A 15,519-nucleotide genomic window follows, 5' to 3' on the forward strand; every position below is an offset into this window, starting at 1 on the left:
TCTGGATAAGTGTCGCCGGGTCCGTCGGCGACAGGTAACGAAGAACCCCTGTTGGAGTCGCCATGTTGTCGGAATTGCGCCGTTCGCCCTATGGGCGCCTCGTGCTCGGCCCCCTGGTCGTCGGCGCGGCACTGTCGCTGACGGCGTGCAGCCCCGAAATGCTGCTGCCTCCGGCGCTGCGCCCGGGAGCGGAGGTGGCGCCGTCCCCCGAAACGACCGAGACCCCCGCGGAGACTCCGGTGGAGACCCCCGCGGAGACCCCGGTGGAAACCCCCATGGACCCCGAGGACACCGATGTCTTCGACATCTACCTCGGCGACTGCCTGACCGAGTTCGGCTCGGACGAGGACTCGATCTCCTCGGTGCCCAAGATCGACTGCGCGGAGCCGCACGTCTACGAGGTCTACCACGTCGAGAACATCAACGAGTCCGGCGACTACCCCGGTGAGACCTCCGTCTCCGACTCGGCCAACGAGCTGTGCGAGGCGGCGTTCGAGCCCTTCGTCGGCACCGGGTACTACGACTCGGCCCTCTACTACACGCCGCTCTTCCCGACGGCGGACGGCTGGGCCGCGGGCGACCGCGAGGTCCTGTGCCTGATCTACGACCCCGCGGGCGACACCACCGGCACCCTGGCGGGCGCCAACCGGTAGGACACCCGTTCCGGCGTACGGCCCGCACCGCCCACCGGCGGTGCGGGCCGTTCCCGTGCGGGGGTCAGCCGATCCCGGCCGGCCGGGCCGCGAGCGGGTTACCGCGCTCGGACATGATCCCGGCGACGACCGCGCCGGCCGCCTCCGCCTCCTGTGTCCTCAGGGCCGACGGCGCGTCCTGCGGCCGGGGCAGCCCGGCGCAGGTCGCGTCCCGCGGGGCCGCGCCGTCCACCAGGTAGGCGTCCACGGCCGCGGTCACGCAGTCGTGGCCGGGCATCCCGTAGAACCCGTGCCCGCCCTCGTCGGTGACGGTGACCAGGGCGTTGCCGAGCCGGTCGGCCATCCGCGGCCCGCCCTCGTAGACGGTGTTGGCGTCGAACTCCGCCGCGATCACCAGGCCGGGGGCGTAGCCCTCGCGCTCCAGCTCCACCAGCGGTTCGGCCGGCGCCCGCGAGGCGAACGCGCAGGGCTGCGGCGAGTCCCAGATCGCCCCGATGCCGTACGGGTTGTACTCGCGCGCCTCGCGCATGTCCCGGTAGTAGCCCGACAGGCGCGACGGCCACTCGGCCTCGCAGCTCACCGCCATGAGCAGGGAGTCGTTGGAGAGCTCCACCTCCGGGTCGGGGTACTCGGGCAGCTCGTACCCGGGGAAGGGCACGTCGTTCACGAAGAACCCGAGCTCGACCGAGATCAGGTCCCAGTACATCTGGTTCCGCGACGCCGAGCCGATGTAGAAGTCGAAGTCGTCGGCGGTGAAGGGCGTCCCCTCGGGCATGCCGGGGACGTCGTCGCGGGGCTCCTCCTCCAACCGGGCGCGGGTCTCCTCGACGGTGGCCAGCACCTCCTCGGGGGTGGACCCGAACCCGTACTCGTCGTGGCGCTCGGCGACCCACGCGGTGTACCGGTCCACGTTGGCCTTGTAGCCCCGGTTCTGGGTGCGGAAGAGCTCCCGCCACATGCCGTCGGGCAGGACCGAGGAGTCCAGCACGCTGAGGTCCAGCCTCTCGGGGAACAGGCTCCCGTACACCGCTCCCAGGTAGGTGCCGTAGGACACCCCGTAGTAGGAGGTCCGCTCCTCGCCCAGGGCGGCGCGGATCACGTCCATGTCGCGCGCGGTGTTCGCCGTGGTCATGAGCGGGATGAGGTCGCCGTGGGCGCTCTCACACGATCGCTGGACGGAGACGGCCGCCCGGGTGACGGCCGAGAACTCGTCGTCGTCGGGACGCGAGGGCGGGAGGGGGAGGTCCGCGCCGCAGTCGAGGTAGGGGGTGGAGGCGCCGCTGCCGCGCGGGTCCATCCCGATGATGTCGTACACCTCGGCGATGCGCTGGGTGCCCAGCCCGTAGCCGAACCCGAGGTCGGGGCGGGGCTCGATGGGCATGTAGCGGCCCGAGCCCCCGGGCCCGCCGGGGTTGGTCAGCAGGATGCCGCGCCGCCGATCGGGGTCGGTGGCGCGGTGGCGGCTGATCGCGATGGACGCCCGCTCGCCGCCGGGGTCGGCGTAGTCGAGGGGCACCTCGATCCAGGCGCAGTCCAGCCCCTCCAGGAGCCGTTCCTCACAGGGGGCCCACTCGACCTCCTGCTCGTGGAACGCGGCCAGGGGGTCGGCGGGCTCGGCGGCGGCCGGGGCGGCCGCGGCGAGCGACAGGGTCAGAGCGGACACCAGGGTGCCCACGGCGATCGGTGGGTGTGCTCTGCGCACGGGGGTTCCCTTGCTGTTCCGGCCCGGGCCGCGGGGGCGGCGCCGAGGGAGCGTGCATCGGCCCGGTAACCGTATGTATTTCCGGTTCGCGTAGAACACCGACGAAAGTCATGTATCGCGGAACGTGGCCTGATCCGGCCATGAAGTGAACGGGGGTTCATCCCCATATGTACGTTTCGTGACTTTTGCGATGCCGATCACATCGCACAAAGGACGCCATTTGGTCACGGGGGTGGTATCCGCCACACCCCGCGGGCTACCTTGTCGTTCTATTAGGAAACTTTCCTAATAGAACAGGCCGGGCGCATTCCGCGCACCCCGGCCCTTCCCCCCGTATCTTCCGACCCCCGTTACCGACGAGCCCCCGCTCCCCTCCGACAGCCCCCCTCCCGCTCGAAGGAGACTCGTGGCCACCGAAATCGCGGCATCGCCACCGCCGCCGGAAGCCGGGACCACGGCGCCGCCCGGCGGCGCCCCCCTCTCCCTGCCCCTCCGGATCTGGCGCCACTACGCCCTGGTCAAGGTCCGCAAAGCGGTCGTCGTCGTCTTCGTCGTCGCCAACGTGACCTTCTTCCTCGGCCGCGCCATGCCCGGAGACCCCATCGACGTCATGGCCGGCCGCCTCACCCAGGGCGGGATGAGCCTGGAGGAGGCGCGGATCATCGCCGCCAACTCCCTGGCCTACGACCCCGACGCGCCCCTGTGGTCGCAGTGGTGGGACTTCATCGTCGGCCTGGTCACCTTCGACATGGGCATGACCATCAACCGGCCCGGGTTCACCGTCGCCGAGTCCATCGGCGCCTACCTGCCCTGGACCCTGTTCAGCATCGGCGTGGGCACCCTCGTCTCCATCACCCTGGGCCTGGCGCTGGGCATGGTGATGGCCTACCGCCGCAACCGCCTGCTGGACCACGTCCTCAGCGTCGTCGCCTCCGTGCTGGGCGCCATCCCCAACTACCTCATCGCGATGCTGCTGGTCGTCGGCGGCGGCATGTACCTGAGCTGGTTCAACCCCATCGCGCTGCGCGGCACCCTCAGCCCCGGGGTCGAGCCCGGGTTCAGCGCGGAGTTCGTCGGCGACGCCCTGTACCACGCCGGACTGCCGATCTTCACCTACGTGCTGGCCATCATCGGCACCTGGATGCTCGTCATGAAGGCCTCCACCACCGAGGTCCTGAGTGAGGACTACGTGACCGTCGCCCGGGCCCGGGGCCTGCGCGACCGCCGCATCGCGACGTCCTACGTCGGGCGCAACGCCATCCTGCCGCTGGTCGCGCAGATCGCCATCTCCTTCGGGACCCTCGTCGGCGGCGCGATCTTCGTCGAGCAGGTCCTGGTCTACAAGGGGGTCGGCGGCCTGCTGCTGGACGCGGTCAACTACCGCGACTACCCGCTCCTCCAGGGCCTCCTGGTCGTCCTCACCACCTGCGTGGTGGCCGCCAACCTCATCGCCGACCTGCTCTACAGCAGGCTCGACCCGCGCATCCGGAAGTAGGAGACCATGGCAGTCAGTACCGCCGCCCCCGGCGGAGCCGGGGTCTGGGGCGCCATCTGGCACGGCGTCACCCGCAGCACCAGCGGATTCGTCGGGCTGTGCATCGTCGTCGGCGTCCTCCTGTTCGCCTTCGTCGGCCCCTTCTTCGTCGACACCGACAACCCGACCGACGTCACCAAGATCTGGGGCCCGATCACCGCCGAGCACTGGCTCGGCACCAACCACGAGGGCAAGGACACCTTCGTCCAGCTGGTCCTGGGCGGCCGCGAACCCATCTGGGTGGGCATCGTCGCCGCGCTGATCACCGTCGCCATCGCCGTCGTCCTGGGCGGGATCGCCGGCTACGTGCGCGGCCGGATCGACCACTTCCTGCTCCAGCTCACCGACATCACGATGACCATCCCGTTCATCGTCCTGATGCTGGTCGTGGCGTCCTTCTACCGCACCGCCTCGCCGATGGTCGTCGCCTTCATCATCGGCCTGGTCACCTGGCCCTACCTCATGCGCTCCATCCGAGCCCAGGTGCTCACCCTGCGCGAACGCGAGTTCGTCGAGGCGGCCCGGCTCCAGGACCTGGGCACCGCGCGCATCCTCTTCGCCGAGGTGCTGCCCAACATGGCCGGCTACATCTTCGTCAACTTCATCATCGCGATCACCAACGCGATCTACGCCGTCGTCGGCATGTACCTGCTGGGGCTGCTGCCCAGCACCGCCGCCAACTGGGGGCTGATGATCCAGCAGGCCTGGGACAACAACGCCTTCCTGGTCCCCACGGCCGCGCCGTTCCTGGTCGCCCCGATGGTGATGATCATGCTCTTCCAGATCGGCCTGGTCACCATGACCCGGTCCCTGGAACAGGCCCTCAACCCACGACTCCGGGACAGGTGAGCCACGTGACCGCTTCCCACGCAGCGCCGGCCCCGGCCGAGGGGCCGCTGCTCTCCGTCCGCGGCGTCGACGTCGGCTACCGCACCGGTCGGCGCACACAGGTGACCGCCGTCCACGGCGTCTCCTTCGACCTCTACCCCGGCCAGTCCATGGCCCTGGTGGGGGAGTCCGGCTGCGGCAAGACCACCCTGGGCCTGGGGCTGCTGCGCCTGCTGCCGCGCACCGGCGTCGTCTCGGCCGGGGAGATCCTCTTCCGCCGCAAGGACGGGCGCACCGTCGACGTCCGCTCCCTGGCCAGGGAGGACCTGCGCCGGTTCCGCTGGAGTGAGGCCGCCATGGTCTTCCAGGGCGCGATGAACGCCTTCAACCCGGTGCTCAAGATCGAGGACCACTTCCTCGACACCTTCCGCGCGCACGAGACCGGCCGCGCCCGCCGCCGCTCCGCGGTCCGCGAGGAGTCGGCCGCCCTGCTGGAGATGGTCCGGCTGGACCCGGCCCGGGTCCTGGACGCCTTCCCGCACGAGCTGTCCGGCGGCATGCGCCAGCGCGCCCTCATCGCCCTGGCCCTGGCGCTGAAACCGCAGCTGCTCATCCTGGACGAGCCCACCACGGCCCTGGACCTGCTCACCCAGCGGGCCATCGTCGAGCGCCTGTCCGAACTGCGCGAGGAGCTGCGCTTCTCGATGGTCTTCATCACCCACGACCTGGGACTGGCCGCCGAACTCGCCGACCGCGTCGGGACGATGTACGCGGGCCGCCTCATCGAGACCGGCACCACGCGCGACATCTTCTACCGGCCGCGCCACCCCTACACCTCGGCGCTGATCAACTCCGTGCCCCCGGTCAGCGGCGACCTGGTCGTCCCCGAGTCCCTGCCCGGCGGCCCGCCCGGCCTCTCCTCCCTGCCCCCGGGCTGCTCCTTCGCCCCCCGCTGCAGGCACGCCGCCGAGCGGTGCCGCGAGACCCGCCCGGAGCTGGAGGTCCTGCACACCCGCGGCGACGGCCTCAGCCACGCCGCCGCCTGCCTGCGCACCCGCGAACTCGCCGCCGAGGGGGTCACCCGTGATTGACCGTTCCGTGCCCGCGCCCGCCCCGGCCGCCGGGGCGGCCGCCCCCGGCCCCGACCCCGCCCCGGTGCTGAGCCTGCGCGGCGTGCACCAGGTCTTCCCCAGCGCGCGCGGCGACGTGCCCGCCGTCGCGGGGGTCGACCTGGAGGTCCGCCCGGGCAAGGCCCTGTGCCTGGTGGGGGAGTCCGGCTGCGGCAAGACCACCACCGCCCGGATGGCCGCCGGGCTGGCCGACCCCACCGCCGGGTCGGTGCTGTTCCGCGGCCGCGACATCACCGCCATGGACAAGAAGGAGCGCTCGGGGTTCCGGCGCGCGGTCCAGTACATTCACCAGGACCCCTACGCCTCCCTCAACCCGGTGCGCACCGTCTACTCCACGGTCTCCGCCGGGCTGCGCCGCCACCGCATGGTCGCCGACCACAGGGAGGCCCGCAGGGTCACCGCCGAACTCCTGGAACGGGTCGACCTCACCCCGGCCGCGGACTTCATCGACAAGTACCCCCACCAGATGTCCGGCGGCCAGCGCCAGCGCGTCGCCATCGCCCGGGCCCTGGCGATGAACCCCGAGGTGATCATCGCCGACGAGTCCACCTCCATGCTCGACGTCTCCATCCGGGTCAGCCTGCTCAACACCCTGGGCCGGCTGCGCGACGACCTGGGCGTCGGCTTCCTGTTCATCACCCACGACCTGGCGGTGGCCAAGTACTTCGCCTGGGAGGGCGAGATCGCCGTCATGTACCTGGGCAAGGTCGTCGAACACGGCCCCACGCCCCGGGTGGTCAACGATCCGCGGCACCCCTACACCCGGGCGCTGATCTCGGCGGTCTGCGAACCCGACCCCGACCTGGCCCGGACCAAGGAGCGGATCCGGCTGCGCAGCGCGGACATCCCCGACCTGACGGCCCTGCCCCCCGGGTGCGACTTCCACCCGCGCTGCCCCCTCTACGCCCCGGGGGAGTGCGACACCCGCCGACCGCCACTGGTGCGCGGCCATGACCGACTGCTCGCCTGCCACGTGGCCGGCCAGGGGTGAGCGGATGCTCCTCATCGGCCGTTTCGGCCTCCTCGTCGGAGCCTTCCTCGCCCTGGCCGCCGGCCTCACGGCCCTGCTGAATCCCCCCGGCACAGCCGAGTTCGTGATCAGCGTCGTCACCGTCGTGATCGGCCTGACCGTGCTCTCCCTCGGACTGCTCGCCGTCCTCATCGAAAGGAAGCGCCAGGAATGACCCCCACCCCCGACCGCAACACACTCCTACAGGATCTCAGCCGCAGGAGACTCCTCAAGGCCGTCGGCTTCGGCGCGGTCGGCGTCGCCGGAGCCAACGTCCTGGCGGCCTGCGCCGGCGGAGACAACGCGTCCAACGCCGTCCCGGGCCAGTTCACCGGCGTCTACGACTACGACATCGACGCACAGACCCGCAACGTCGCCGTGGAGGACGGCGCGCTGCTCATGAACTCGGTCTACGCCGACCTGTTCCTGCCCGCGGGCGGGTTCTACAACTGGAAGACCCACGAGTGGGACTACCTGCTCATGGAGAACGCGGTCTGGGAGGGCGACGACCTCATCGTCAGCCTGCGCCCCGGCCTGAAGTGGAGCGACGGCACCGACCTGAACGCCGACGACCTGCACCAGAACTTCGCCATCCGCGTTCTGGAGGCCCCGGCCTGGTCCATCGGCTTCCCGCAGATCACCGAGCTGGAGAAGCTGGACGACCTCAGCGTCCGGGCCCGCTTCGACAACCCGTTCCCCGGCATCGAGCTCCAGGTCATCGACCACCGCCTCTTCTCCAAGTCCACCTACGGCGACTTCGGCGAGCGCGCCATCGCGATGGTCGCCGACGGGGTCCGCCAGGGCGACGACGAGCACAACGAGTTCAACGCCGAGTTCATCGCGTTCAACCCCACCGACGTCATCTGCAGCGGCCCGTACAAGTTCGACCCGGCCCAGACCGCCGACGCGCGCATCACCCTGGTGCGCAACGAGGACGGGTACCAGGGCACCGAGGTCGCCTTCGACGAGGTCGTCATCCACAAGGGGGACAACCGGCAGGCCTCCCTGCTCATCCAGCAGGGCGAGGTGGACTACTCCACCCTGGCGACCTCCGCCGCGGACCAGCAGGCGTTCCAGAGTGTGGAGGGCCTGCGCTGGATCGAGCACCCCGGCTACGACGGCTGCGGCCTGATGTTCAACTACCAGAAGAAGCCGGAGCTGAAGGACGTGCGCGTCCGCAAGGCGCTGGCCCACCTGCTGGACAGCGACCAGATCGGCCAGGTCGCGCGCGGCGAGGCCTACACCCGCGTCAACTACTACGCCGGCCTGGTGGACATGCAGGCCGAGCAGGTCTTCAGCCAGGAGGAGCTGGCCGGGTTCGCGACCTACGACCTGGACCACGACAAGGCCACCGAGCTGCTGGAGGAGGCGGGCTGGACCAAGCAGGACGGGATCTGGCACCTGCCGGACGGCGAGCCGGCCTCCTTCGAGGTCGTCGGCGTGGTCGGCTGGGGCGACTTCGAGCTCACCGCCACCCAGGTCGAGGAGGCGTGGAACGACTTCGGCATCCAGACCACGGCGTCCAACGTCCCCGCCGACAACCCCTGGGGCATCTGGGCCGCCGGCGACTTCGAGGTGGCCGTGCGCCACTGGGGCAACCCGGAGATCCCGTCCTACTGGGGCGCCTTCCAGATGAACTTCCTGGTGGAGAACGCGCGCACCGGGGACACCCCGGGCCAGGACTTCGACCTCAAGGTGGACAGCCCCAGCCAGGGCGAGGTGGACCTGGAGGCCCTGGTGGAGGTCGCCAAGACCGCGCCCACCGAGGAGGAGCAGATCGAGGCGGTGAGGACGATGGCGATCGTCTTCAACGAGCTGCTGCCGCGCATCCCCGTCTGGACCTACAAGTACCTGGCCCCCGCCCTGGAGGGGGTCCGTGTGGCGAAGTTCGACGACGACCACCCGGCGTCGCAGAACCAGATCTACATGGACAACCACGTCATCCTGTCGCTCATCCAGGGCGACCTGAAGCCGGTCGAGTAGCCGCCCGCCGGAGGTGGGAGTGACCTCCGGGGCACCCGGGGCGGGCCCTGCGCGGGCCCGCCCCGTTTTCGCTCCGATGTCGGGACCAAAGTCCCGACCTTGGACACGGAAAGGGGTGTCATGTCCGCAGTGGGGCTTTTGTGGATGTAGTCTCCGAAGACACCGGGAAGTCACGGCGTTCCCGGCGTCCCCCGCAGCCCCCGGCCCCCGGATGTGGAAGGTCCCCAGCCATGGACGCAGTTCCGTCCGCCCCGGCGCGACACCCTCCGCGGAACATGCGCGCCCGCCGGGAACGCGGATCCGAAGGGGAATGCGGCCCGGGGCCGTGTCCGGAGGGCGACCCTGGTCCATCGTCGGTCATAACCTGACATAAGTGGCCAAAGGGTCGCCTGAGCAGTTCTCCGCTCTCCCCTGTCGTCCCTGGTCAAGAGGGATGATGGAAGCCCTTTTCCGATGCTTCTCCGATTCTTCTGCCAAGCCGGTCCGCCTTTGTTAGTCTGGCGAACCGAACGACGATTACCGGTGGAAGTGCAGGAATTGTGCGGGCCGTGGGTGCTTGTCCCCCGTCAAGCGGGCCCCATCCCCGCCCCGCGCGAGCGGGGCCGGACCGCCCCCGAGCCGAGGAGACGAGACAGTGGCACAGGCGCCGCCGCCGGCAGAGGGCTCCGTCCCCCGATCCCCCGAGGGCGGGGCGAAGGCGTCGGCGCAGGAGCCCGCAGACAGGCGTGAGGGGCGTTTCCGCCGGGCCATCTACCGTATGGTCCGTATCCAGGAAACCCGCTCCATGGAGACCGAGCAAGGAAATCCCGTGCATCAGCCCGTGCATCCGCACTCGCAGGAACCCGGCCGCCCCGCGGACCGGGACGGCGGCCGGCACACCGCCTCCCCCCGTGCGGGGGAGACGACGGCGGGCGGAGGCGAGAGCGCCCCCGCGGACGTCCCCTCGGTGGAACGACCCGTCGGCCCCTTCTCCGGCTCCGCCGAGAACGGCTACCGGCCGACCCCGCGCGCCGGCGCCCCCAACCCCTACACTTCGGTCCGACGCGTCGAGGTCGACGACGTCGCACCCGATGCCGTTCCCGTCGGCCAATGGCGCGGCGCCGGCCTCGACGAGCCCGAGCCGCGCACACCCGAAGTCACCGCTCCGCCGGAGCACACCGCGTCCGAGGAGGAGGCCCCGGTGCACCAGACCCCGCCCGCGTCCGAGGAACCGGGACCGCCCCCCGCCGCCGCCGCGTCGGAGCCCCCCCACACGGAGCAATTCGAGGCCCCTGTGTCATTCACCCCTGCATCCTCCTCCGCGGAGTCACCGCTGCCCGAGCCCGCGCGCCGGGACTCCCCCCGGGGCGACCGCCGCGGCCACCGGCCCGAGGGCGGCACCCCCTACCGCGAGCCCCGCGCCGCGGCCGAGCCCGCCACCGACGGGCGGCACCGCCAGGAGGCCTGGCGCGACCAGCGCGCCGAACCCGACCGCTACGAGGAGCCCCGCCGCGCCCCGCGCGGCAACCCCTACGACCCCGGTTACGCCGACCGGGTCTCCGGCCGCGCCGACTACGCGTCCCGGCCGGAGCCGGAGTACGGCGCGCCCCGGCCGGAGTACGGCGCGGACGGGCACCGCTACGAGGACCCCCGCCGCGCCCCGCGCGGCAACCCCTACCGCGAGCCCTACCCGGTGCACGACCACCGCGGGGCCCCGCACGACCCCTACGGCGACGACCACCGGTACGGGCCCGACCCCCGCGCGCCGCGGCCGGAGGCCTACCGGAACCCGCCGCCCGCCCACCCGCGGGGCGAGTACCCCTACCCGCAGCCGCACATGGCCTACCCGTACCCGGTGTACCCGGCCCCGGTGCCGCCGCCGATGGCCTACCCCAACGTGTACCCGGCGCCCTTCCAGCCGCCCGGCTACATGGTCCAGGGCCAGCCGGTGTTCTACCCGGGGCAGGCCAACCCCTACGGCCAGCCGGTCCAGCACGTCATCGTGTTCACCGCGGGGCAGCCGCCGCAGGTGATCACCGCCGACACCGCCGCCACCCTGTTCGCCGAGCAGGCGTCGGCCGCCGAGGTCCGCGAGGAGGACAAGGCGCTGACCCGCGCCGAGCCGCGGCAGGAGGAGCCCGCCGAGGAGGAGGACACCGCCGCCGCGCCGGCCGCCGAGCCCGAGGCCGAGGCCGCCTCCGTCACCGAGCCGGTCGCCGAGGCCGCGCCCGCCCCGGCCCCCACGGTCCCTGCCGCCGGGCCGGAGCCCGAGGCGGCCGCGCCGCCGGCGCCGGACACCCCGCTGGTGCGGGAGGACGGCAAGGGCCTGCTCAACGAGGCGCTGGCGGGCCTGGCCATGCGCGACCTCTCCCTCGTCGACGCGCTGCTGGAGATGGTCGAGGAGCTGGAGTCCGACGCACAGGACCCCGACCTGCTCGACAAGCTCTTCCAGATCGACAACTTCGCGACCCGGATGCGGCGCAACGGGGAGAACTTCCTGGTGCTCACCGGACATGACGGCGGCGAGTCCGACGCCCACGACGAGATCGTCCCCCTGCTCGACGTGGCCCGCGCCGCGGTGTCGGAGATCAAGGACTACCCCCGCGTCAAGCTGGGCAAGCTCCCGCAGACCTCCATCACCGGTATGGCGGCCGACGACATCAGCCACCTGCTGGCCGAACTCCTCGACAACGCCACAGCCAACTCCCCGGAGCACTCCCAGGTCGTCATCAGCGGCCAGACCCTGGACGGCGACGACCTCATGATCGTCGTCGAGGACGAGGGCGTGGGCATCCCGGACAAGCAGCTGGCCGAGCTCAACGAGCGGCTGTCCGGCGAGCCGGTGCTGGACGAGGAGGCGCCCCGGCACATGGGCCTGTACGTCGCCAGCCGCATCGCCAAGAAGCACGGCCTGTCGGCCAAGCTCGAATCCCGCGCCTTCCGCGGGGTGAGCGCCTACGTGATCGTCCCCAAGGAGCTGCTGCGGGTGGCCACGCCGCGGACCCCGGGACAGGCGCGCACCTCCACGGTCCCCGCCTCGACGGTCCCCGCCGTCCGCCCGGCCCCGGCCTCCGCGCCCCCGGCCGCCGCGCCGGCCCAGGGCTCGCCCAACGGCACTCCCAAGAGCGCCTCCGGCGCGTCGGGCGGCACCTCCGCGGTCACCGCCGCGGGACTGCCCCGGCGCAGCGCCACCCCGCACGGCTCCCCGCTGCGCATGATGCCGCGCCCCGACCCCGGCGCGACCCCCCCGGCGCGCGGGGACACGCCCCCCAAGCTCACCGGAGAGGCCCGGGCCGAACAGATCCGGGACGAACTGGGTGACTTCCTCGAAGGCGAACGCGCCGCCCTTGAGGGTGAGGAACTGGACGCGACCACGGACGACACGGGCGGGAAGGCCGACGAATGACCGGCCGCACCCCCGGCGCGCGCACCCCGGTGTCCGCGCAGATCCCCCGAACCCCTAAGACACTCGGCCGAGGCAGGTAGAGCATGACTGAACCCGTGAACGACAGTGTTGAGAACTTCTCGTGGCTCATCGACCGGTTCGTCCGCGACGTGCGCGGTGTCGAGCACGCCGTCGTGGTCTCCTCCGACGGCCTGGTCCTCACCCACTCCAGCGACTTCCCCGAGGAGCACGCCGAGCAGCTCGCCGCCATCGCCAGCGGGCTGCACAGCCTGGCCGTGGGCGGGGCGAGCCTGTTCCAGCGCGGGGAGTGCGAGCAGCTGCTCGTGCGCTTCAACCACGGACACCTGTTCATCATGGCGATCAGCGACGGCTCCTGCATGGCGGTGCTCACCGCCCCCGGGACCGAGCTGAAGATCGTGGGCTTCCAGATGGCCAAGCTCGTCGAGAACGTCGCCCACGTCCTCACGCCGCAGCTGCGCTCGCAGCTGCGCGAAGTCATCCAGAACTGACGACGGTGACCCGTTACGGTTCAGCAGGAATGAGGTTGCCACGTCAATGAGCTTCCGCAGGCGAAGGAGTAACCGCGTTCGCCCGTTCACCTTCACCGGTGGGCGGACGCGGTCTCGGCATCCGCTGATGGTGCAGACCCTGGTCTCGACCTCCGAGCCCGGGCAGGAGCCCCCTGGCACCCTCATGCCGGAGTCGATCAGTATTTACAAGCTGTGCCGGGAGACCCGGTCGCTGGCCGAGATCTCGGCCGAGTTGGGCATCCCCCTGGGCGTCACCCAGGTCCTGGTCAGTGACCTGGCCGAGCAGGATCTGGTGTACATCCACCCGACCATCACCGGCAGCAGTCCATCGGAAAACCAGGTTCTGGAGAGGGCTCTTCGTGGTCTCGAACGACTTTTCCAGTGACAAGCGGTCCAATCGCAAGAAGATGTCGAGCAAGATCGTCATCGCCGGCGGCTTCGGCGCCGGCAAGACGACTCTGGTGCGCTCGGTGTCGGAGATCCCGCCCGTCACAACCGAGGCGATCATGACCGAGGCGAGCATCGGTCACGACGACACCTCGATCACCCCCGACAAGACGACCACCACCGTCGCGATGGACTTCGGCCGCATCACCATCGACGACGAACTCGTCATGTACATGTTCGGCACACCGGGCCAGGCGCGGTTCTGGTTCATGTGGGACGATCTCGTCAGGGGCGCCGTGGGCGCCGTCGTCGTGGTCGACTGCCGTCGGCTGGCGGACTCCTTCGACGCCGTCGACTACTTCGAGACGAACAAGCGCATCCCCTACATCGTGGCGCTGAACCGGTTCGAGGGGCAGCTGGACTACACGGCCGAACAGGTCCGGGAGGCCCTGGAGGTCAGCCCGGAGGTCCCCATCATCGACTTCGACGCCCGCCAGCGGCTGTCCGGGGGAGAGGTCCTCAAGGCCCTCCTGCGGTACGCCCTGGAGCACAACCGCGCCAGCGAGCCCGTCGCCTGACGGGCGGGGAGCCGTGACGCACGGGTCCCCACCGACCCCGTTGGTCCCCCAGGAAAGTTAGCGACAGATGCGCAAGATCCTCATCATCGGTGCAGGCCATGCCGGTCTGCACTTGGCTCACGGCCTGCTGACCGAAGGCTACGACGTCACGGTGATCACGGGGCAGTCCTCCATGGAGATCCGCACCGGAAGGGCGTCGATCTCGCAGCTCACCTTCCCGACGGCCCTGAACTACGAGAGAGGGCACAACCTCGACTTCTGGAGTGCCCTGTCGCCGCAGATCAGGGACCAGCGGGTGCACCTGTACCCAGGGGCCGGGAACCCGGTCATGTCCTTCTCCGGCCGGACCGGCACCGGCAACGACTACATGGTCTCGGTCGACCGCCGTGTGAAGATGGCGGACTGGCTGGAGTACTTCGAGGACCGGGGCGGCAAGGTCGTCATCCACGGTGTCACCGTCACCGACCTCGACTACTTCTCCCGGATGTTCGACCTGATCGTCGTGGCCGTCGGCCACGGCGAGCTGGGACAGCTCTTCGACCGGGACGAGAGCCGGTTCAGCGGGGCCCGGCCGCGCTCCATCGCCCAGGCGTACATCTACGACGTCTGGCCCGAGGAGGGAGCGGACGAGAACATCGGCTGGGCGGCGTCGGCGGCGGAGGCCGGGAACATCATCTTCATGCCGGTCCTCAGCCAGGAGGGGCCCTGCCACGTCCTGGTCATGGTCGACAAGCGGGGCGGCCCGATGGACGCCTGGCCCGACCGTCCGGGGGCGGAGGAGCAGCTGCGCCGGATGAAGGACCTGACGCGCCAGTACACGCCCGAGTACTTCGAGCGGATCAAGGACGCCGTCCTGATCGACGGCAAGAACAGCGCCCTGATCGAGGATCTGACCCCGCAGGTCCGCAACCCGGTGGGCACCCTGCCCTCCGGGGGCAAGGTGCTGGGCATGGCCGACGTGGTAGTCACGATGGACCCGTACGTGGGGCAGAGCTGGAACAACTCCACCCGGTGCGCCAAGGCCTACCTGGAGAGCATCATCGAGCACGGCGACCGGGAGTTCGACGAGGAGTTCCTCGTACGGACCTTCGACCGGTTCTGGGAGTTCGGTCTGCACAACCAGCTCTGGTCCGAAATGAATTCCACCATGTGGGATGCCGGTGACCTCCCTCCGCACTTCGGCGAACTCCTCGACGGCGCCCAGCGGTACCCCGAAGTGGCGGACCGGTGGATCCAGGGGTGGGACTACCCGCCGGACTACGGGAAATGGCTGCTCGACCCGGAGAAGGCCCTGGCCTATCTCGCGGAGGTCCGAGCGCGGCACGGGGCTTGACCCCGCGCGTGGCGCTCCCGCCCGATGCCCTTGCCGGCATCGGGCTTTTCCTGTTTCGGACGGGTCTTCGGGTTACGCCGTCAACACAATGACCATCTTGCCCGACCGAAATCGGGAGATTCATTGGCATGCATCGTGAGCAGCGGTTATGATCCCTGATCTAGAGGTCTGTAGCTGTAAGTGACATGTGTATATGATTGGGTTCTATGTGCCTTTTTAGTCATATTGCGCATGTCGCATGCGCATTTGCCTGTACCTGTTCGGCTTCTTCCGGCGGAGCGACCACACCCGACCCTCTCTTCCCATTCGTGTCCGCCGCGCCCCTCTTCCTCGCTGAGCCCCTGGCGATTTGATTCACCCGCTCTCCGAACAACCACCCTGACCTGTGAAAACTTACAACTGCCCGTGCATGTGCGCATTACATGCACTGTGTGCCCCCGCACGATCCCATGCACGGGCAGGACGAG

At 70.3% G+C, this 15,519-nt stretch carries 13 protein-coding genes; 12 read left to right on the forward strand and 1 reads right to left on the reverse strand.

Going from position 1 to position 15,519, the window contains the following annotated elements:
• Window positions 1–62: 62 nt before the first annotated feature.
• Window positions 63–653 carry a septum formation family protein gene (locus tag ACFVNO_RS16775; protein WP_355265650.1) on the forward strand — a complete coding sequence of 197 codons (591 nt, stop codon included), beginning with the start codon at window positions 63–65 and terminating at the stop codon, window positions 651–653.
• 64 nt (window positions 654–717) lie between these two features.
• On the opposite strand, the gene ACFVNO_RS16780 is transcribed toward ACFVNO_RS16775, so the two are convergent.
• Window positions 718–2,355: an alpha/beta hydrolase gene (locus ACFVNO_RS16780; protein ID WP_378893520.1), complete on the reverse strand. Its 1,638-nt coding sequence runs from the start codon at window positions 2,353–2,355 to the stop codon at window positions 718–720.
• Between the two features lie 406 nt (window positions 2,356–2,761).
• On the opposite strand from ACFVNO_RS16780, the gene ACFVNO_RS16785 reads away from it, so the two are divergent.
• The 11 genes from ACFVNO_RS16785 to ACFVNO_RS16835 all read left to right on the forward strand — a co-directional run bounded on the left by ACFVNO_RS16785 (window position 2,762) and on the right by ACFVNO_RS16835 (window position 15,052).
• Complete coding sequence (locus tag ACFVNO_RS16785) at window positions 2,762–3,850, forward strand: ABC transporter permease (RefSeq protein WP_355265644.1); 1,089 nt, start codon at window positions 2,762–2,764, stop codon at window positions 3,848–3,850.
• A 6-nt stretch (window positions 3,851–3,856) separates the two neighbouring features.
• Window positions 3,857–4,738 carry an ABC transporter permease gene (locus ACFVNO_RS16790; RefSeq protein WP_355265641.1) on the forward strand — a complete coding sequence of 294 codons (882 nt, stop codon included), beginning with the start codon at window positions 3,857–3,859 and terminating at the stop codon, window positions 4,736–4,738.
• Between the two features lie 5 nt (window positions 4,739–4,743).
• Window positions 4,744–5,808, forward strand: coding sequence for an ABC transporter ATP-binding protein (locus tag ACFVNO_RS16795; protein WP_355265638.1), 1,065 nt, complete (start codon window positions 4,744–4,746; stop codon window positions 5,806–5,808).
• Window positions 5,801–6,838: an ABC transporter ATP-binding protein gene (locus ACFVNO_RS16800; RefSeq protein WP_378893525.1), complete on the forward strand. Its 1,038-nt coding sequence runs from the start codon at window positions 5,801–5,803 to the stop codon at window positions 6,836–6,838. Before ACFVNO_RS16795 ends, ACFVNO_RS16800 begins: the two co-directional genes overlap by 8 nt.
• A gap of 4 nt (window positions 6,839–6,842) precedes the next feature.
• Window positions 6,843–7,031 carry a hypothetical protein gene (locus ACFVNO_RS16805; RefSeq protein WP_220562854.1) on the forward strand — a complete coding sequence of 63 codons (189 nt, stop codon included), beginning with the start codon at window positions 6,843–6,845 and terminating at the stop codon, window positions 7,029–7,031.
• Window positions 7,028–8,839: an ABC transporter substrate-binding protein gene (locus tag ACFVNO_RS16810; RefSeq protein WP_355265632.1), complete on the forward strand. Its 1,812-nt coding sequence runs from the start codon at window positions 7,028–7,030 to the stop codon at window positions 8,837–8,839. The genes ACFVNO_RS16805 and ACFVNO_RS16810 overlap by 4 nt, the downstream gene beginning before the upstream one ends.
• Before the next feature lie 808 nt (window positions 8,840–9,647).
• Window positions 9,648–12,224, forward strand: a complete 2,577-nt coding sequence (locus ACFVNO_RS16815) for an ATP-binding protein (RefSeq protein WP_378893530.1) — start codon at window positions 9,648–9,650, stop codon at window positions 12,222–12,224.
• Window positions 12,225–12,307: 83 nt separating this feature from the next.
• Window positions 12,308–12,733, forward strand: coding sequence for a roadblock/LC7 domain-containing protein (locus ACFVNO_RS16820; RefSeq protein WP_073375556.1), 426 nt, complete (start codon window positions 12,308–12,310; stop codon window positions 12,731–12,733).
• 46 nt (window positions 12,734–12,779) lie between these two features.
• Window positions 12,780–13,139 carry a DUF742 domain-containing protein gene (locus ACFVNO_RS16825; protein WP_220562849.1) on the forward strand — a complete coding sequence of 120 codons (360 nt, stop codon included), beginning with the start codon at window positions 12,780–12,782 and terminating at the stop codon, window positions 13,137–13,139.
• A gap of 22 nt (window positions 13,140–13,161) precedes the next feature.
• Window positions 13,162–13,719 carry an ATP/GTP-binding protein gene (locus ACFVNO_RS16830; RefSeq protein WP_260697157.1) on the forward strand — a complete coding sequence of 186 codons (558 nt, stop codon included), beginning with the start codon at window positions 13,162–13,164 and terminating at the stop codon, window positions 13,717–13,719.
• A 67-nt stretch (window positions 13,720–13,786) separates the two neighbouring features.
• Window positions 13,787–15,052 (forward strand): styrene monooxygenase/indole monooxygenase family protein, encoded by a 1,266-nt coding sequence (locus ACFVNO_RS16835; protein ID WP_378893535.1) that lies wholly within the window; start codon window positions 13,787–13,789, stop codon window positions 15,050–15,052.
• The last annotated feature ends 467 nt before the right edge of the window (window positions 15,053–15,519 follow it).

This window comes from Nocardiopsis sp. NPDC057823 (assembly GCF_042797335.1).
GTDB classification, from domain to species: Bacteria; Actinomycetota; Actinomycetes; order Streptosporangiales; family Streptosporangiaceae; genus Nocardiopsis; species Nocardiopsis changdeensis.